Below are 18,515 nucleotides of genomic sequence, written 5' to 3' on the forward strand. Positions count from 1 at the left end.
GCGGAGCGGTCTGACGAAGCCGAAACGCTAAAACACATCACGGTCTCCGGGCTCCGCCCGGCCGCTCCGCGCCTCCCCGACCTAACGCGCCTTCGCGCGGGAGCCTGAGAAGCCGTGTCCGCATCCAAGGAACCTCCCCCTGTGGGGGAGGCGATCGCGCAGCGATCGGAGGGGGGAGTGAGTGGGAAGCCGACCGCCACCTCGAAAGCTGAAACCGTCCCCCACCGGCCTTCGGCCGCCTCCCCCAGAGGGGAGGGTCTCGCCCATCCGTTGCCCCCGCGCCACACCCGTCACACCGCCGCCACAAATTTTGCTCGCCGACTGGAGGTTTCCGTAACGCCCCCCGTCGAAGCCGGTAAGAACGTCGCGTCGAGGGGGCGCGGCGGACAAAGGGGACTCCAGAGCTTGTCCATGCGTACCGATCAACGCCGCCGGACCGTCCGCGGCCTGCTGCTGGCCTCGGCCGCCGTCCTGACCATCGCCGGTCAGGCCGCCGCCCAGGGCTCGCGCCATACCTTCAACATCCCGCAGCAGGACGCCGTCTCGGCACTGCAGACCTACGCCAAGCAGACCGGCAAGCAGGTCCTGTTCCCGTACGAGGCCGCCGCCGGCCGCAAGACCCCGGCCGTGACCGGCGACCTGCCGGACGCCGAGGCGCTGATGCGCCTGGCGCAAGCCGCCGGCCTGGTCGTCGCCTCGGACGACGGCAAGACCATCACCCTGCGCGCCGCCCCGGCCGCCCGCCCCCAGTCGGAAGCCGCCGCGACTGAAGCGGCTCCCGAAGAAGTCGCCGAAGTCGAAGCCATCATCGTCGTCGGCAGCCAGATCGAAGGCGCCCGGACCACCGAAGCCCTGCCGGTGACCGTGGTCGGCGAGGCCGAGATCGTCGCCACCGGCGCGGTGTCGGGCGACGAGCTGTTCCGCTCGATCCCGCAGGCCGGCGACGTCCAGTTCCAGGAAGCCCGCACCACCGGCAACCTCAACGACGCCCGCGGCGACGTCTCGTCGATCAACCTGCGCAACCTGGGCACCGGCAACACGCTGATGCTGCTGAACGGCCGCCGCCTGGTGCTGCACCCCGGCACCCAGACCGAGAACTTCGTTCCGGTGCAGACGGCCAACACCAACGCCCTGCCCGTCTCGGGCGTCAAGCGAGTCGAAGTGCTGCGCGACGGCGCGGCGGCCATCTACGGCACCGACGCCGTGGCCGGCGTGGTCAACACCGTCCTCGACACCAAGTTCCAGGGCCTGAAGATCGAAAGCCAGGTCGGCGGCTCGGAAGGCACCGGCTATCGCGAAGGCTCGGTCAACATCAAGGCCGGCACGCGTCTGGAAGACGGCACGCGCCTGACCTTCTTCGGCAACTACACCGCGCACAGCCGGATGATGGCCACCGAGCGCGACTACGCCGCCAGCGAGGATCACCGCAGCCAGATCGACGACGCGCTGTTCGCCGGCTCGACCAGCTTCGACAACCGCTCGACCTCCAGCCCCTGGGGTTCGTTCACGGTGATCCCGTCGTCGACGGTGGTCCGCCAGAACGGCACGGCCCTGACCTCGTCGGGCGTGTTCCACATCGAGCCCGTGTCCAACACCGCCGCCGGCTGCAGCAGCGCCACGCTCAGCGGCGACCTCTGCATCAAGTCGGGCACCATCACCGGCACGACCGACCGCGTGCTGCGCTACGACGAGAACCCCCAGCGCACCCTCAAGGGCGGGCTGGAGCGCACCAACCTGTTCTCGACCGCCGAGAAGGACCTGGACAACGGCCTGACCCTGTTCGGCGAAGCCGGCTTCTACCACGCCCTGTTCACCGGCCAGCGCGAGCAGTCGGCCCCGCTGTCGTCGGCCCCGATCAGCATCGCCGCCAACGCCTACTGGAACCCCTTCGGCCCGACCACGCTCAGCGACGGCTCGGCCAACCCCAACCGGCTCTCGGGCCTGACGGGCGTGCCGACCACCGGCCTGGCGATGAACATCACCACCTATCGTCCGGTCGATGCGGGTCCGCGCACCTACACCGTCACCGACAACAACTTCCGCCTGCTGGGCGGCGTGAAGGGCAAGTGGAACGGCTGGAAGTGGGAATCGGCGGTGCTGTATTCCGAGGCCAACACCAAGGACGCCACCCACAACGCCATCAGCAACACCCTCTTCCAGGCGGCCGTGAACCGCACGGGCTCGACCGCCTACAACCCGTTCAACGGCGGCTCGCTGACCAACTATTCGGGTGAGGACGGCACGCCCAACAGCAAGGCGACGATCAACTCGTTCCTGATCGACGTCTACCGGATCAGCAAGACCTCGCTGGCCCTGGCCGACTTCAAGGTCAACAAGGCCGACCTGTTCAGCCTGCCCGGCGGCGACGTCGGCGTGGCCCTGGGCGCCGAATGGCGTCGCGAGACCTTCAGCGACGACCGCGACGACCGCATGGACGGCACGATCACCTACACCAACTCGGTGACGGGCGTGACCTACGGCAGCGACGTCATGGGCGCCTCGGCGGCGCCGGACGTCTCGGCCCACCGCCAGATCTCGTCGATCTTCGGCGAACTGGCCGTGCCGATCATCTCGTCGGACATGAACATCCCGTTCGTCGAGGAAGTGACCCTGCAGCTCGCCGCCCGCGACGAGTACTATTCCGACTTCGGCAACGTGCTGAAGCCCAAGGGCGCCCTGCTGTGGAAGGTCGGCCAGGGCCTGTCGTTCCGCACCTCGGTGTCGCAGAGCTTCCGCGCGCCGAACCTGCCGCAGTTCTACAGCGAAGGCGCGACCGTCTCGAACAGCCGCACCGACTACGCCGCCTGCCGGATCAACGCCGTCACCTGCTCCAGCGCCAGCACGCTGGAAGTGCGCATCGGCAACAAGGACCTGAAGCCGGAAGAAGCCGACAACGCCTCGATCGGCTTCGTCTACCAGCCGCGCTTCATCCCGATCGAGTTCGGCAAGATCACCCTGACCACCGACTTCTGGTCGATCCGCGAAAAGAACGTCATCGGCATCCTGGGCGGCTACAACCAGATCGCCTACGACTACCTGCTGCGCCTGCAGGGCGGCTCGAACCCCAACGTGGTGCGTGAAGCCGCGACCGGCACCAACACCGTCGGCACGATCTCCTACATCAACGACACCTACATGAACCTGCAGCCGCGGGTCCTGCAGGGCGTCGACTTCAGCGTCGACTACGACCTGGACGATACCCCCTGGGGCGACTTCGGCGTCACCGTCAACGTGGCCAAGCTGACCAAGTACGACCAGGCCGCCAGCCCGATCGAGCAGATCCTGATGAAGGCCGTCGCCGACGGCACGCTGTCGGGCCTGACGATCTCCAGCGCCGGCAGCCAGATCCGCCTGGACGGCAATCCCGAGTTCCGCGGCAGCGTCAGCATGACCTGGCGCAAGAACGGCTGGGGCGCCGGCGCCTTCGTCAACTACGTCGGCTCGGTCTACGACACCGGCGTGACCCAGGTGAGCGGCCGCTACTACGAGGTCGACGACTGGACCACGGTCAGCCTCTACGGCCAGTACGCCTTCAAGAACGGCGGCCGCATGGACGGCACGACCTTCCGCCTCGGCGTGCGCAACATCGCCGACAAGGATCCGCCGCTGAACTCGTCGAACTTCGGCTACTACGGCTCGCTGGCCAATTCGACCGGCCGCTACTGGTACCTGAACGCCAGCAAGAAGTTCTGATCCTCCACCCAAGGGTGATCACGCAGGGCCCGCCCGTCGCAAGACGAGCGGGCCTTTCCGTATTCGGAGCGCGACGATCGGGATTTGCGTGACCCGAAACTTGTTTTGGGAAATAGTTCCGCCAACGGCGACGTGAGCGTTCGACGCCGTCCGAGTCGGGGCCTTTTCGAAAATCATGTCGCGCGTAGGCTCGCCCTCGATCGCTCTGCGCTATGCCTTGGCGGTCGCCGCCGCCGCGGCCGCCTTCTTCGTGCGCCTGGCGCTGAACAGCTGGTTCCCGCCCGGCTTTCCGTACCTGACCTTCTTCCCGGCCATCGTCCTGACCGCCTATTTCGCCGGCCGCGGCCCCGCGATCCTGTGCGCGACCCTGTCGGGCCTGGCGGCCTGGTACTTCTTCATCCCGCCGTACAACGGCTTCCGGTTCGACTTCGCGACGATGGTGGCGATCTCGTTCTACGTCTTCGTCACGGCGGTCGACATCTTCTTCATCGACGGGATGCGCCAGGCGATGAGCAAGCTGGCGGTCGAGCGCGAAAGCCTGGCCGATCTGGCCCGCAGCCGCGACCTGCTCTATCGCGAGATGCACCACCGGGTGAGCAACAACATCCAGGTGGTCGGCGCCCTGCTGCGCCTGCAATCGTCGGGCGTGAAGGACGAGGACGCCCGCCACGCCCTCACCGAGGCCGGCGGCCGAATCGAGACCATCGCCAAGATCCAGCGCCAGCTGCACGACCAGACCGGCGAGCCGACGCCCTTCCGGTCCTTCGCCGAAGCCCTGCTTGACGACGCGAGCCAGGCGGCCGGCGCCCGCCACGCGCTGCGGGTCGAGGGCGGCGAGACGCCCCTGCATCCCGAACAGGCCACCCCCGTCACCCTGGTCATGCTGGAATGCTTCAACAACGCCCTGGAGCACGCCTTCACGCCCGGCTCGGACGGCCGCATCGTCGTGGCCCTGGAACAGGACGGCGCCGACCACGTGCTGACCATCCGCGACAACGGCGCCGGGCCGCCGGACGGCTTCGAGCCCGCCAGGTCGCAGAGTCTGGGCCTGCGCATCGTCCACGCCATGGCCCGGCAGTTGGGCGGGGCCTTCACCATGGCCCGCGTCGACGGCTGGACCGTCTGTCGCCTGACCTATACGCCGACGGCGGCCTAGCGCCGGCGAGCGGTCCTCGTCCTTCGACAGGCTCAGGAAGAGGACCGTAGGCGACCGTCGCGCAGGAAAAACCTCATCCTGAGCTTGTCGAAGGACGAGGTTTTCGTCTCAAAAGGTCGGGCCCATCCTCACAGCATCAGGCCCACCATGCCCCGTCCCGGTCCGCGCAACCTGATCACCGATGTGGCGGGCCTGACGGTGGGCCACGCCCAGGACGAGGCCGTGGCCTCCGGCGTCACCGCCCTGCTCTGCCCCGAGGCCTGGACGGCGGGCGTCGACGTGCGCGGCGGCGGACCCGGCACGCGCGAGATCGACGTGCTGAAGCCGGAGAACAATTTCAGCAAGGCCCACGCCATCTGCCTGTCGGGCGGCTCGGTGTTCGGCCTGGGCGCGGCCGACGGCGTGGTCGCGGCCCTGTCGGGGGCCGGACACGGCATCCGCCTGGCCCCGACCTCGCCGGCCATCCCCATCGTGCCGGCGGCCGTGCTGCACGACCTGGGCAATGGCGGCGACAAGGACTGGGGCCTGGACCCGCCCTACCGCTGGCTGGGCATCGAGGCCGCCGCGGCGGCGGGCGAGGACTTCGCCCAGGGCTCGGCCGGCGCCGGCGTCGGCGCCATGGCGGGCCTGGCCAAGGGCGGCATCGGCAGCGCCTCGCTGGATCTGGGCGAGGGCCTGGTGGTCGGCGCCCTGGCGGCGGTCAATCCGGTCGGCTCGGTGCGGATGGCCGACGGCGAGACCTTCTGGGCCTGGCCCTGGGAGATCGACGGCGAATTCGGCGGCGCCCGCCCCGCGCCCGACGCTCCAACCGAGGTCGAGCCCATTCCCGATAATTCCAAGCTGGCGGCCCTGGGACGGCTGACGCAAGGCGCCAACACCACCCTGGCCGTGGTCGCGGTCACCGCCGACCTGACGACCGCCGAGTGCACGCGGCTGGCGATGATGGCGCAGGACGGCTTGGCGCGGGCCATAAGGCCCGTCCACACGCCCTTCGACGGCGACGTGGTCTTCGCCCTGGCCTCGGGCGCTCAGGCGCTGGGCGACGGTCCCGGACGCGCCGTGGCGCTGGCCCGTCTGGGCTCGGCGGCGGCCGACACCCTGGCGCGGGCCATCGCCCGCGGCGTCTTCGAGGCTCAGTCTTCGGCGGGCGGCGGGGCGGCGTCAGGCGGCGCGTCGGCGCCGTAGAGCTGTACGGCGGCGGCTTCCAGCCGGCCCATCAGGCGCTTCAGCGTCGCCACCTCGCCGGGGGCCAGACCGGCCAGCAGGGCCGCCTCGTAGGCCAGGGCCAGCGGACGGATCTCGGCGAACAGCCGACGGCCGGCGGCGGTCAGTTCCAGCGTGTGCGAGCGGCGGTCGGTGCGGTTGGTGATGCGGGCCACCAGGCGGCGCTCGACCAGGTCCTGGGCGGCGCGGCTGACGCGAACCTTGTCCATGGCGGTGCGCGCCACGGCCTGGTGCTGGGTCAGCGGCCCTTCGATCAGGGTGGACATCAGTCGCCACTGCGGGATCGACAGGCCGAAGCGGTCCTCGTAGGCGCGGGCGATCAGGCGGCTGACGGCGCTAGAGGCCGTCGCCAGGCGATACGGCACATAGTCCGAGAGCGACAGCTGCTCACTGGCGGCGTCCGGCGAACCCGGCGTCAGGGATGAGACCGTCGCGGCCATGCCTTTTCCTTTCCTCCTGCTTCGGCCCGCGGCCCGCGAAGACGGAGCCGTCTCTACGCCGAATCACGCTGTGGCAACCCACCGCGAGCGCCGGTCGATCTGGCGCCGCGATGGAAACGCTCTCAATCGTCCGCCCTCGACCGTGGCGGAAACCGGGTATTTCGCCCTTGCCGTGAGCATACGCACCTAATCGCGCCCAACCAAGCGGCGCCGTTAGTGGCCGTGACCGCTTCCGTGGCCGTCGTCGTGTCCGTGGGCGGACTTCGGGGCCGGCTCGGTCTGGGTCAGCTGCTTCTGGCAGCGTTCGAGCAGGCGCAGGTTGTCGGGGCTGTTCCAGACGTCGGCGAACTCGACCACCACCAGGCGCAGGCGGCGCATATGCTCGGTCCACTCCAGCGGCGGCTCGGGCTTGTCCTCGTCGTGCTCGTGGTCGTCGTGATCCTTGCCATGGGCGTCGGCCCCGCAGGTGCAGCGGTGCGGCGCGACGGCCTGCGCCGGGCTGGCGGCGGCGTTGATGATCACTGTCTGCTTGCTGCTGATCTTCACCTGCGGCGTCGCCAAGGCCAGGCCGCCGATGGTGACCGGCGCGCAGCAGATCACGCACTGGCACGGCGCGGGCGCCCTGCACGCGGTCGGCTCATGCGGCTTGGCGTGGGGATCATGACCGGCCTTGGCCTCGTCGTGACCAGCCTGGCCGCCGCAGGTGCAGACCTTGGGCTTGGGTTTCGGCTTGTGCTCGGCCTTGGCCTCGGGCTTGGGAAACTCGCCGACGCAGGCCTTGCTCAGCGCCTTGAGGGCCTTGCCGCCGGCCCCGAACTCGATCAGCGCCCCGACCCGGGCGTCGACCTCGGCGACCAGTTCCTCGGCGCGGCGCAGCAGCTCGCCCGTCGGCGCGCTGGTGGCGGCCACGCAGCGGGCCAGGATCGCCTTGTGGATGGTCTTGGGCACGTCGCGCCAGCGCTCGTCCCGGCCCTTGCGGCCCGTGAAGCGTCCCGCGCAATAGGCCAGGGCGGCGACCGCGAGCGCGATCAGGACGATGCCGGCCAGCAGGGTCGGATCGAAGATCGGGACCGGCGTCTCGACCGGAAACTCGGATTGATACACCCCACCCCTCCCGCAAGCGCCATTCGACGAGCAGCGTTATGGTTAACGCATGCGCGCGACGCTTGCACGGCGAAGGTTGGCTTCAGCGGCGGGAAATCACGCCTCGGGCGCGGGCGCCCTGGTCGTAGCGGCTCGCGCCGCCGTAGACGGCGACCTCGCACAGGATGTCGCCGCCTTCCTGGGCGGCCCAGAGGTAGTTGCGCTCGACCTCGACGTTGCGGCCGGCCGGCGAAAGGCCCTCGAAGGTGTCTCCCCAGGGAATCACCTTCGAGAGTTCGCGCCACGACAGGGTCATGGCCCGCGACAGCTCGTCGTCGGCCATGGCCTGGAGATCGGGATCGCTCACCAGCGTCCTACTCGGACGGGGCTTCGTCGCGGAAGTACGGCACGACCTCGCCTTGCAGCTTGATGGTCATGGCGTTGCCCTTGCGGTCGACGGTCTTGCCGGCGGTCACCCGCACCCAGCCTTCGCTGACGCAGTATTCGTCGACATTGTTCTTCTCGACGCCCTTGAAGCGCACGCCCACGCCCCGCTCCATGGCGGCGGCGTCGTAGAAGGGGCTGTCGGGATTGGCGGACAGGCGGTCGGGAGGCGTATCGCTCATCGGATGGGCTTTCGAAGTCTGGAGGCGAGCGGGCTCGCCGAAGCGGGCGTGATAACGAGGAAAATCGGGAAAACCAAGCGGTTGGGGTGAAGGCCTCAGCGCGAGGCCGGCGCCCGGCCGGTCGGCGCGCCCTTCGAGGGGCCGGCCGGCGTCTTGGAAGGCGTGTTGGCGGCCTGGCGCACCAGCGGCCTCTCCAGCGCGTGATAGACCCACTTGCGGGTCTCGGCGTCGAGGCCGGGACCCACCCCGCCCAGGCGCTGGATCATGCCGATGAAGAAGAGGTCGTTGGCCGGGTCGATCCAGAACCAGGTGCCGGCGCTGCCGCCCCAGCTGATCGTGCCGGGCCCGACCGGCGCGCCCGAGGCGGCCGGGTCGACCGCCACCGCCACGTCGATGCCGTAGCCCATGCCCAGCGCGAAGGGGAACGCCTTCTGCTGCTGGCCAGGCTTCAGCACGTTCGAGGTGCCGTCGGTGGTGACCTGGAAGCTGGGCGGCAGGTGGTTCAGCCGCATCATAGCCACCGTCGCCGGCTCGAGAACGCGCACGCCTTCCAGGTCGCCGCCGTTGAGGATCATCTGGGCGAACCGAGCGAAGTCCTGGGCGGTGGACAGCAGGCCCCCTCCCCCCGACGGCGCCAGAGGCGGCCGGGTGACGTCGCGCCAGCCGCCCTCGACGGCGGGCATGAGCTTGCCGGTGACGGGGTCCGCGTCATAGATCGCCGCCAGCCGCGCCAGCTTGTCGGGCGGCGTCCAGAAGGCGGTGTCCTTCATCTTCAGCGGCCTGAAGATCCGCTGGCGCATGAACTCCGGCAGGGCCTGGCCCGACAGGCGCTCGATGATCAGGCCCTGGATGTCGGCCGCGACGCTGTAGCGCCACAGCTTGCCGGGCTCTGAATACATCGGCAGGCCGGAGATCTTCTGCACCATCGAGAACAGCGAGTCCGACTGCAGCACGCCGGCCCGGTAGTAGGCCTGGTCGGCCAGGCTGCCCGGATCGTCGGCGATGCCGTAGGCAAAGCCGGCCGTATGGGTCATCAGCTCGCGCATGGTCGGCGGGCGGCTGAGCGGCGACAGGATCGGCCGGCCGCTGGCGTCGACGCCGTTGGCGACGCGCAGGTTCTCGAACTCGGGAATGAACTTGGTGACCGGGTCGTCCAGCTTCCAGCGGCCCTCGTCGTAGAGGATCAGCATGGCCACGCCGGTGACCGGCTTGGTCTCCGAGCGGATGCGGAAGATGGCGTCGGCCGGCATCGGCTGGACGTCTTCCAGCGCGCGTTTGCCGAAGGCCTGCTCGCTGACGATCTTGCCGTGGCGGGCCAGCAGGGTCACGCCGCCGGCGATCTGGCCCTGGTCGACCAGGCGCTGCATGGTCTCGTCGACGCGCTTGAGCTTCTCCGACGAGAAGCCCGCGGCCTCGGGCTTGGCGCGCGACAGGCCGCCCGCCACCCCGGGATGGGCGGCGGCCAGACCCAGGAACCCGGCCAGGGCTCCGACGGACTTGCGCCACAAGCTCATGGTTTCGACTTATCTCACAGGTGGTTGGCGAGAGCATGGCGCCGACCTACGCGCGCTACGCCCTCGCCCATATCACATCACTCGAGCCTATTTGGGCTTGAACCGCTTGGACGTCGGGAAGCCCTTGGGCGCCAGCTTGCCGGCGCCGGCCCGGCGGCCGACGAAGGTCTGCCAGTCGGCCCAGTCGCGGCGGCGCAGGGCCGAGTCGATCCAGTAGCCGCCGGTCTCGGCGTTGAACGACAGGCCGTCGCGCAGTCCGCCCTCGCGGTAGGCCTGCAGCTTGACGCCCTTGCCGCGCGGCATCTCCGGCAGCTCCTCCAGCGGGAAGATCAGGATCTTGCCGTTGTCGCCCACGACGGCGAACTGGTCGCCCACCGCTTCCAGGCAGAAGGCCGCGCCGGCGGCGTCGACCGTCAGCACCTGCTTGCCCGCCTTGCGGTTAGCCAGGGCCTCCTCCTCGGGCAGCAGGAAGCCGTAGCCCTGCTTGGAGGCCAGGATGCGCTTGCGGCCGGCCTTGAACGGGAAGACGTCGATGATCTTCACCTTGTCGTCCAGCTCGATCATCATCCGCACCGGCTCGCCGTGCCCCCGCGCCGACGGCAGGTTGGCGCAGCCCAGCGTGAAGAACCGGCCGTCCGAGGTGAACAGCAGGAGCTTGTCGGTGGTCTCGGCCGGCACCAGGAAGCCGAGCTTGTCGCCTTCCTTGAACTTCAGCTCCGACGGATCCTCGATCTTGCCCTTGGCGGCGCGGATCCAGCCGCGCTCGGACAGGATGATGGTGATCGGCTCGCGCACGATCATCGCCTCGATGGCGGCGTCGGCGTCGACCACCGGGGCCACGTCGAACACCGAGCGGCCGGTCACGCCGGTCGGGCGCGGCTTGTCCAGCGGGTGCTTGATCTTCAGCAGGGTGGCGCGCACCTGGCGCAGGCCCGTGCCGACTAGGTCCCACTGCTTCTTGTCGCTGGCCAGCATGGCCAGGATGCCGTCGCGCTCTTCCACCAGTTCGGCGTGCTCGCGGCGGATCTCCATCTCCTCCAGCTTGGCCAGTTGGCGCAGGCGGGTGTTGAGGATGGCGTCGGCCTGGATATCCGAGAGCCCGAAGGTCTCGATCAGCTTTTCCTTCGGCTTTTCCTCGTAGCGGACGATGCGGATCACCTCGTCGAGATTGAGGTAGGCGATCAGCAGGCCATCGAGGATATGCAGGCGGGCTTCGATCTTGGCCAGGCGGTGGCGGGCCCGGCGGGTCAGCACCTCGCGGCGGTGGGCCAGGAAGGCCATCAGCGCCTGCTTGATGCCCATGACGCCCGGCGTGCCGCGCGCGTCCAGCACGTTGATGTTGACCGAGAACCGGCTCTCCAGCGCCGAGAGCTTGAACAGGCTCTCCATCAGCACTTCGGGTTCGACGTTCTTGGACTTCGGCTCAAGCACGAGACGAATGTCCTCGGCGCTCTCGTCGCGGACGTCGCCCAGCAGGGCGGCCTTCTTGCTCTCGATCAGGTCGGCCAGCTGCTCGACCAGATCCGACTTCTTCACCTGATAGGGGATCTCGGTGACGACGATCTGGTAGGTCCCGCGGCCGGTCTCTTCCTTCTCCCACTTGGCGCGGGTGCGGACGCCGCCGCGACCGGTCTCGTAGGTTTCCAGCAAGGACGCGGCCGGCTCGACGATGACGCCGCCGGTCGGGAAGTCCGGACCAGGCACGCGCTCGAGGATGTCGGCGGTCGTGGCTTCGGGATTGGAGAGCAGCAGCAGGCAGGCGTCGATCAGCTCGGCCGGGTTGTGCGGTGGGATCGAGGTGGCCATGCCGACGGCGATGCCGGCAGAACCGTTGGCCAGCAGGTTCGGGAAGCCCGACGGCAGAACCACCGGCTCCTCGTCCTGGCCGTCATAGGTGGGCCGGAAGTCGACCGCGTCCTCGTCGATGCCGTCGAGCAGCAGCGTCGCCGCCGCCGTCATCTTGCATTCGGTGTAACGCATGGCCGCGGCGTTATCGCCGTCGATATTGCCGAAGTTGCCCTGCCCCTCGACCAGCGGGATGCGCTGGGAGAAGTCCTGGGCCAGGCGCACAAGGGCGTCGTAGATCGACTGGTCGCCGTGCGGGTGGAAGTTACCCATCACCTCGCCGACCACCTTGGCGCACTTGCGCGCGGCGGACTCCGGGTTCAGGCGCATGTTGCTCATGGCGTAGAGCACGCGCCGGTGCACCGGCTTCATGCCGTCGCGCACGTCGGGCAGCGCCCGCGAGCCGATGGTCGACAGCGCATAGGCCAAGTAGCGCTTGGACAGCGCCTCGGTCAGCGGCTCTTCGAGAATGCGGTCGCCGTCGCCGGGACCGCCGGGGGGAGGAAGGACGGGCTTGTTCATCAATCAGATTCGTTTCGGCCCGCCAGCCTAGCAGATGTCGCCCCCTCGATTCGAGGCGCGTGAGGCTTTTTACCGCCTAGCCGACCGCCGACGCCCCGATAACGGCTCCCGCCCGCTCGATGAGGTCGATCACCGCCTCGTCGCGCCACACCTCGATGGTCTCGGCGCTGGCGTGGTCGCGCAGCAGCGACAGGGCGTGCCTGCGATAGGCGCCCTCGTCCAGGTCCTGGATATCGACGGCCGTGGCGACCTGGTTCGCGGCCAGACAAACGAACGTAAAGGTTTTCATCAACAGCCCTCGCCGCAAGCGTAGCAGATCGAATGGGCTTGTTAGTCGTGCAGCCGACCGATCACGGGATTGGGATCGCCGCGTCAGGTCTCGACGGTTTCGCCGCCCCGAGCCGGCAGGGCCAGGGTCGCGCGCAGTCCGCCGATCGGGGCGCGGCCAAGGGTCAACGCCCCGTCGTGCAGCTCGGCCAGCTCCAGGGCGATCGACAGGCCAAAGCCGTGCCCCTGCCCCCGCTCGTCGAGGCGGCTGCCCGGCACCAGGGCGGCGGCGGCGGCTTCGTTGGTCAGGCCCGGGCCGTCGTCGTCGATGACGAGCACCGCCCTGCCCCCGTCACGGCCGGCGCTCACGCGCACGGTCCGTTCGGCGAACTTCCAGGCGTTGTCGAGCAGGTTGCCGGTCATCTCGTCGAAGTCCTGCGGATCGCAGGCCACGAAGAGATCGTCGGGAATGTCCAGCTCGGCCCGCACGCCGGCGGCCGCATGGATGCGCGACAGCGCCGCGACCAGGTCTTCCAGGCGCGGCTTGACGTGCAGGGCCGGACGCCCCGGCGCGCCCGGCGAGGCGGCGCGGGCGCGGCCCAGGTGATGGCCGATCGCGCCGTCGATCTGGGCGATCAGGCTGGCCAGGCTGCCGTCGGGATCGCGTCCCGGCTCGGCCAGCCGCACGGCCAGGGTCGCCAGCGGGGTCTTCAGGCCATGGGCCAGGTTGGAGACGTGGCTGCGCGCCTTGGCCAGGGCCGCCTCATTGTGGTCGAGCAAGGCGTTCAGCTCGGCGACCACCGGCTCAAGCTCCTTGGGCTGGCGGCCTTCGATGCGCTGCTGCTCGCCGCCTCGCACCGCCGCCAGCGAGGCGCCCAGCTTGCGCAGCGGACGCAGGCCCAGCTCCAGCTGGCCGATCATCGCCGCCAGCAGGCCCACGCCCAGCACCGACAGCGACAGCAGCAGCGGCCGCAGCCCCTCGTCGCGCATGCGGTCGCGGATGTAGCGCGGCGCGCCGGCGGTGATCACCACCGGGCCGCGGCTGGAGTTCACCGTCAGGGTGCGGAAATAGAAGCTCTCGTTCCAGCCGCTGCGCGAGCGCCAGCGGCGCGACTCCTTCAGCGGACCGGTCGGCGGCTTTTCGAGATGGCCGTCGCGCGCCGAACGCTCTCCCTGGGGGCGGTCGCCCTGGGGTCCCGGCCCGCCCTGCGGGCGATCACGATCGGGGCGAGGCCCTTCGGCCTTGGGCCAGGGCGACGGGCCGCCGCTCTGGCGCGGGTCCATCATCGCCACGGTCTGCGAGCGCAGCGTCCCGGCCGGCCCCTTGACCACCCAGGCCCAGCCCGCCCCGCGCCGCACGAACGGACCGACCGACTGGATGCGGTCCTGATCGAGCGAGCCGTCGGGCTTAACCGCCCGGGCCAGCACCGAGATCTGCGATTCCAGGCTGGCGTCGACGCTGCGGCGGACGAACTGGTCGAGGGTCGGCTGGATGGTCAGGGCCGCCAGCACCACCGCCAGGATGGTGAACAGCACGCCGCTGATCAGCAGCCGGGCGCGGATCGAGGTCAGGGAGGCGATCACGACGGCTCGCCCCCGGCGGTCAGGCGATAGCCGCGGCCGCGCACGGTCTCGATCATCTCGTGGCCGATCTTGCGCCGCAGCCGGCCGACGATGACCTCCAGCGAGTTGGAGTCGCCGCCCGCGTCGCCCTCGTAGGCCTGCTCCAGGATGTCCATCCGCTCGACCACCACCTCCTTGCGCAGGATCAGGCACGACAGCACCCGCCACTCGAAGCTGGTCAGCTTCAGCGGCATGCCGTCGAACTCGAACCCGCCCAGCTGGGCGTCGTAGGTCAGCCGTCCGCAGGCGATCTTGGGGCCGTGATGGCCGGCGGCGCGGCGCACCAGGGCGCGCAGCCGCATGACCAGTTCCTCCACCCGGAAGGGCTTGGTCAGGTAGTCGTCGGCCCCGGCCTTGAAGCCCTCGACCTTCTCGGTCCAGCCGTAGCGGGCGGTGAGGATCAGCACCGGCAGCGGCCGGTTCTGCTCGCGCCAGGACCGCAGCACCGACAGGCCGTCCTGCTTGGGCAGGCCCAGATCGAGCACGGCGGCGGCGTAGGTTTCGGTCGAGCCCAGGTGCGCGCCGGTCTCGCCGTCGGCGGCGATATCGACGGCGAACTGCTCTTCGCGCAGGGCCTGGGCGATGCTTTCGGCCAGCGGCGCGTCGTCTTCGACCAACAGGATGCGCATCCCCCATCCTTAGCCGATGAACCCAAACCGAACCTGAACCAGTTCGTTCAGGCTGTGTCGGGGTTCGATGCGTTAGAGAAGCTTCAATCGAGGGATTCGCGCGCGCCCCGCTGGGGCTCGCAGTTTGACATTAGAGCGTGGCAGTCGCCGAAACCGCACACACTTTCGGCTGCCACGCTCTAGAGCCGTGGGGATATAGGCAATGACGAGGAAGATGGCCCTGCTGGGCCTTCTGGGCTGCATCACGCCGTCGATGCTGTACGCGCAGGAAGCCGCCAAGCCCGCCCAGACGCGCCAGGTCGCCCAGGAGGCCGAGGACGTCGAGGTCGAGGGCATCGTCGTCACCGGCCAGCGCCAGTACGGCGCGGTGCTGGGCGACATCCAGCCCGAAGAGACCTTCACCGCCGCCGACGTCCGCTCCCTCGGCGTCAGCTCTGTGACCGAACTGCTGTCGGAACTGTCGGCCCAGACCACCAGCGCAAGCGGCGGCTCGCCCGTCGTGCTGCTGAACGGCCGCCGCATCTCCGGCATGGGCGAGATCCGCGACATCCCCACCGAAGCCATCCAGCGCGTCGAGATCCTGCCCGAGGAAGTGGCCCTGAAGTACGGCTATTCGGCCGACCAGAAGGTGGTCAACGTCGTGCTGCGCCAGCGCTTCCGCGCCCGCACCGGCGAGGTCAGCCTGGCCGGCCCCACCGACGGCGGCCAGACCACCGAGCAGTTCGACTCCAGCACCCTGCGCCTCAACCGCCAGGGCCGCCTGAACAGCGCCTTCAAGTACAGCCACAGCGACAAGCTGCTGGAAAGCGACCGCGACCTCGACCCCACCGAGACCGACCAGCGCTATGACGGCGACGTCGCGCCCTACCGCACGCTGAAGCCCCGCACCGACAGCCTGTCGTACAACACCGTCTACAACCGCGTGCTCGACAACGGCGTCTCGGCCACGGTCAACGGCAGCCTGTCCTACGACCAGAGCCAGTCTCTGCAGGGCCTGTCGAAGGCACGGCTGAACATCCCCACGACCAGCCCGTTCTACGCCGGCGACACCACCCTCTATCGCTATGTGGCCGACCTCGGCGCCATGGAGCAGTGGAACCGCTCGTGGAACGCCCACGGCGGCTTCACCCTGGACGGGTCGATGAAGTCGTGGCGCTGGAACCTGACCGGCAACTACGACCACGACGAAAGCCGCACCTCGGCCGATCGCGACGCCAGCGTCATCGACCTGAATCAGCGGCTGGCCGCCCTGGATCCGACCTTCGATCCCTATGCCGGCCTGCCGACCGGCAGCTTCCAGCGCAACACCGCCCACTCGATCAACGACACCGTCAACACCCAGCTGGTGATGAACGGCGCGCTGTATCGCCTGCCGGGCGGCGACATCTCCTCGACGGTCAAGCTGGGGGCCGAGGGCGCCTGGGTGGATTCCTGGTCGCGCCGCCTCGGGGTCGAGACCGACGCCGACCTGTCGCGCGGCACCGCCAACGCCCAGGTCAGCTTCGACGTGCCGATCACCAGCCGGAAGAACAACTTCATGGCCAAGGTCGGCGACCTGTCGGCCAACCTGAACCTGGCGGTCAACCAGCTGTCGGACTTCGGCACCCTGAGCACCGTCGGCGGCGGCCTGAACTGGTCGCCGATCAAGCCGATCAGCTTCATCGTCTCGGGGACCCGCCAGGAAAACGCCCCCAGCATGTCGCAGTTGGGCGGCGCCCAGGTCACGACCTCGGGCGTGCAGGTGTTCGACTACGTCAACGGCGAGAGCGTCGAGATCACCCGCGTCAGCGGCGGCAATCCCGACCTGAAGTCCGAAGAGCGCAACGTCCTGAAGTTCGGCGTCACGGTGAAGCCGCCGCAGATCGACGGCCTGTCGGTCAACGCCAACTACACCCGCACCCGCATCGACAATCCGATCTCGTCGTTCCCCAGCGCCACGGCGGCGACCGAGGCGGCCTTCCCCGACCGCTTCTTCCGCGACGGCGGCACGCTGATCCGCATCGACGCCCGCCCGGTGAACTACGCCAAGCGCGAGAGCGAGCAGATCCGCTGGGGCTTCAACTACTCGCACCAGATCGGCAAGACCCCGCCGCGTCCCACCCCGACGCCGGAAGAGATGCAGCGCTGGCGCGAACGCCAGGGCCAGGACGGCCAGGGCCAACGCCGCCAGGGCCAAGGCCAGGGCGCTCAGGGTCAGCAGGGCCAGACCCAGACGGCGGACGGAGCCCAGCCTCCCGGCATGGATCTGCTGCAAGGCCTCCAACGCCAGGGCGGCGAGCAGCGTAGCGGCGACAACAACAACGCCCAGCCCTCGCCAGACCAGGCGCGCCCGGCCGGCGACCAGCCCTCCAGCGGCGGCGACCGCGGTCCCGGCGGCGGCGATCGCGGTCCGGGCGGCTTCGGCGGCCCAGGTGGTCCAGGTGGCGGCTTCGGCGGACCGGGCGGCCCCGGCGGCGGCCTGGGCGCGGCGCGCCTGCAGCTGGCCCTGTTCCACACCGTGCGCCTGCGCGAGCGGGTCTACATCTATGACGGCGGAACCCCGCTCGACCTGCTGGACGGCGACGCCATCGGCAGCAGCGGCGGCACGCCCCGCAACGAGGTCGAGGCCCAGGTCGGCTTCACCAAGCAGGGCATGGGCGCGCGCCTGACCGCCAACTGGCGGGAGGCCACCGAGGTCGACGGCGGCACGACCGGCAGCTCGACCGGCACGCTGAAGTTCTCCGACCTGACGACGGTGAACCTGCGCCTGTTCGCCAATCTCGGCGCCCGCCGCGAGCTGGTCGCCAAGTATCCGGTGCTGCGCGGCACGCGGGTGACCTTCGGAATCACCAACCTGTTCGACGAGAAGCAGACGGTGCGCGACGCGACCGGCGAGATCCCGACCAGCTACCAGGAAGACTATCTCGACCCCATCGGCCGCAGCGTGAAGCTGAGCGTCCGCAAGGTGTTCTTCTAGGATCTGGAAACGGCGGGCTCCTTGGGATCCCGCCGTTTTTATTTCTCCGCCGGACATCCCCGGGCGGATGCGGGGGTCTAGGGTTCGACCGTCCGGGCCGACTCCCATCCTCCGAAAAGGATATCCCGCCGATGACCACCCCCGCCGAAACCGCCGAAGCGACCGACCGCTGGGCCCTGCGCCGCGTGCGCCACGAGGTGCGCCGCCGCGTGCTGACCGTCAGCACCGTCGAGCAGCTGTCGCCGGGCATGCTGCGCCTGGTCTTCGCCTCGCCCGACCTGGCCGACTTCGTCAGCGCCGGCTTCGACGACCACATCAAGCTGTTCTTCCCCGTCGAGGGCGGCGAGCCGGTGATGCGCGACTACACGCCCCGCAGCTTCGACAACGCCGCCGCCACCCTCGTCATCGACTTCGCCGTGCACGAGGCAGGCCCCGCCACGGCTTGGGCCCTCTCGGCCAAGGTCGGCGACACGCTGAACATCGGCGGCCCGCGCGGCTCGGTGCTGATCCCCGACGCCCTGCCCTGGCTGGTGCTGATCGGCGACGAGACAGCCCTGCCCGCCATCTGCCGCCGACTGGAAGAAGCCGGCGCCGACGAGACGATCGCCACCCTGGCCATCCTCGACGCCGACGACGACGCCCTGGCCGTCGAGACCAAGGCCGCCTGGACCCCTCACTGGCTGGTCCGCGACGGCGGCGACGACACCCAGGCCCTGACCGCCGCGCTGGACGCTGTGCTGCCCGCCGACAAGGAAGGCTTCATCTGGCTCGCCGCCGAAGCCCGCGTGGCCAAGGCGCTGCGGGCGCACCTGGTCGAGGTGCGGGGCTTTTCGCCCAAGCAGATCAAGGCCGCGGGCTACTGGGTGCGCGGCGCCGAGGGCGTCCACGAGCGGATCGAGTAGCGAAACACCCTCTCCCCTTCTCCCGTCATTCCCGC

General features: G+C 69.5%; 14 protein-coding genes. 5 read left to right on the forward strand and 9 right to left on the reverse strand.

What is annotated here, in order from left to right:
* The first annotated feature begins 411 nt into the window (after positions 1–411).
* The 3 genes from AC07N1_RS13965 (at position 412) to AC07N1_RS13975 (ending at position 6,034) form a co-directional block, all read left to right on the forward strand.
* Positions 412–3,693, forward strand: coding sequence for a TonB-dependent receptor (locus tag AC07N1_RS13965; RefSeq protein ID WP_494672363.1), 3,282 nt, complete (start codon positions 412–414; stop codon positions 3,691–3,693).
* Positions 3,694–3,868: 175 nt separating this feature from the next.
* On the forward strand, positions 3,869–4,849 hold the full coding sequence (locus tag AC07N1_RS13970; protein ID WP_494672364.1) for a sensor histidine kinase: 981 nt from the start codon (positions 3,869–3,871) through the stop codon (positions 4,847–4,849).
* A 147-nt stretch (positions 4,850–4,996) separates the two neighbouring features.
* Positions 4,997–6,034: a P1 family peptidase gene (locus tag AC07N1_RS13975; protein ID WP_494672365.1), complete on the forward strand. Its 1,038-nt coding sequence runs from the start codon at positions 4,997–4,999 to the stop codon at positions 6,032–6,034.
* Here AC07N1_RS13975 and AC07N1_RS13980 read toward each other — a convergent pair.
* From AC07N1_RS13980 to AC07N1_RS14020, 9 genes are all read right to left on the reverse strand, one after another.
* A complete protein-coding gene (locus tag AC07N1_RS13980) occupies positions 5,983–6,513 on the reverse strand; it encodes a MarR family winged helix-turn-helix transcriptional regulator (protein ID WP_494672366.1) in 531 nt (176 codons plus the stop codon). The genes AC07N1_RS13975 and AC07N1_RS13980 overlap by 52 nt on opposite strands.
* A gap of 213 nt (positions 6,514–6,726) precedes the next feature.
* Entirely contained in the window at positions 6,727–7,617 is an 891-nt protein-coding gene (locus AC07N1_RS13985; protein ID WP_494672367.1) for a hypothetical protein, read from the reverse strand.
* Between the two features lie 82 nt (positions 7,618–7,699).
* Complete coding sequence (locus AC07N1_RS13990) at positions 7,700–7,939, reverse strand: hypothetical protein (protein WP_494672456.1); 240 nt, start codon at positions 7,937–7,939, stop codon at positions 7,700–7,702.
* 31 nt (positions 7,940–7,970) lie between these two features.
* Complete coding sequence (locus AC07N1_RS13995) at positions 7,971–8,222, reverse strand: DUF3297 family protein (RefSeq protein WP_198577380.1); 252 nt, start codon at positions 8,220–8,222, stop codon at positions 7,971–7,973.
* A 95-nt stretch (positions 8,223–8,317) separates the two neighbouring features.
* Positions 8,318–9,736: a serine hydrolase domain-containing protein gene (locus AC07N1_RS14000; protein ID WP_494672368.1), complete on the reverse strand. Its 1,419-nt coding sequence runs from the start codon at positions 9,734–9,736 to the stop codon at positions 8,318–8,320.
* A gap of 87 nt (positions 9,737–9,823) precedes the next feature.
* Entirely contained in the window at positions 9,824–12,103 is a 2,280-nt protein-coding gene (parC, locus tag AC07N1_RS14005; protein ID WP_494672369.1) for a DNA topoisomerase IV subunit A, read from the reverse strand.
* Between the two features lie 76 nt (positions 12,104–12,179).
* The gene (locus AC07N1_RS14010) at positions 12,180–12,392 is read right to left on the reverse strand and encodes a hypothetical protein (protein ID WP_494672370.1); all 213 of its coding nucleotides are present in this window, start codon (positions 12,390–12,392) and stop codon (positions 12,180–12,182) included.
* A gap of 83 nt (positions 12,393–12,475) precedes the next feature.
* Positions 12,476–13,954: an ATP-binding protein gene (locus AC07N1_RS14015; RefSeq protein WP_494672371.1), complete on the reverse strand. Its 1,479-nt coding sequence runs from the start codon at positions 13,952–13,954 to the stop codon at positions 12,476–12,478.
* A complete protein-coding gene (locus AC07N1_RS14020; RefSeq protein ID WP_110121948.1) occupies positions 13,951–14,622 on the reverse strand; it encodes a response regulator in 672 nt (223 codons plus the stop codon). Before AC07N1_RS14020 ends, AC07N1_RS14015 begins: the two co-directional genes overlap by 4 nt.
* 202 nt (positions 14,623–14,824) lie before the next feature.
* Here AC07N1_RS14020 and AC07N1_RS14025 point away from each other — a divergent pair, with 202 nt between their 5' ends.
* Positions 14,825–17,578, forward strand: a complete 2,754-nt coding sequence (locus tag AC07N1_RS14025) for a TonB-dependent receptor plug domain-containing protein (protein ID WP_494672372.1) — start codon at positions 14,825–14,827, stop codon at positions 17,576–17,578.
* 131 nt (positions 17,579–17,709) lie between these two features.
* Positions 17,710–18,480, forward strand: a complete 771-nt coding sequence (locus tag AC07N1_RS14030; protein ID WP_494672373.1) for a siderophore-interacting protein — start codon at positions 17,710–17,712, stop codon at positions 18,478–18,480.
* Positions 18,481–18,515 lie beyond the last annotated feature (35 nt).

This window comes from Caulobacter sp. GW821-FHT09B11 (genome assembly GCF_059418205.1).

Coding starts and splice junctions, on each gene's coding strand:
- AC07N1_RS14030 (WP_494672373.1), top strand. CDS start 17,710: ATGACCACCCCCGCCGAAACCGCCGAAGCGACCGACCGCTGGGCCCTG.
- AC07N1_RS14000 (WP_494672368.1), bottom strand. CDS start 9,736: ATGAGCTTGTGGCGCAAGTCCGTCGGAGCCCTGGCCGGGTTCCTGGGT.
- AC07N1_RS14025 (WP_494672372.1), top strand. CDS start 14,825: ATGACGAGGAAGATGGCCCTGCTGGGCCTTCTGGGCTGCATCACGCCG.
- AC07N1_RS13990 (WP_494672456.1), bottom strand. CDS start 7,939: ATGGCCGACGACGAGCTGTCGCGGGCCATGACCCTGTCGTGGCGCGAA.
- AC07N1_RS13995 (WP_198577380.1), bottom strand. CDS start 8,222: ATGAGCGATACGCCTCCCGACCGCCTGTCCGCCAATCCCGACAGCCCC.
- AC07N1_RS13980 (WP_494672366.1), bottom strand. CDS start 6,513: ATGGCCGCGACGGTCTCATCCCTGACGCCGGGTTCGCCGGACGCCGCC.
- parC (WP_494672369.1), bottom strand. CDS start 12,103: ATGAACAAGCCCGTCCTTCCTCCCCCCGGCGGTCCCGGCGACGGCGAC.
- AC07N1_RS14020 (WP_110121948.1), bottom strand. CDS start 14,622: ATGCGCATCCTGTTGGTCGAAGACGACGCGCCGCTGGCCGAAAGCATC.
- AC07N1_RS14010 (WP_494672370.1), bottom strand. CDS start 12,392: ATGAAAACCTTTACGTTCGTTTGTCTGGCCGCGAACCAGGTCGCCACG.
- AC07N1_RS13965 (WP_494672363.1), top strand. CDS start 412: ATGCGTACCGATCAACGCCGCCGGACCGTCCGCGGCCTGCTGCTGGCC.
- AC07N1_RS13975 (WP_494672365.1), top strand. CDS start 4,997: ATGCCCCGTCCCGGTCCGCGCAACCTGATCACCGATGTGGCGGGCCTG.
- AC07N1_RS13970 (WP_494672364.1), top strand. CDS start 3,869: ATGTCGCGCGTAGGCTCGCCCTCGATCGCTCTGCGCTATGCCTTGGCG.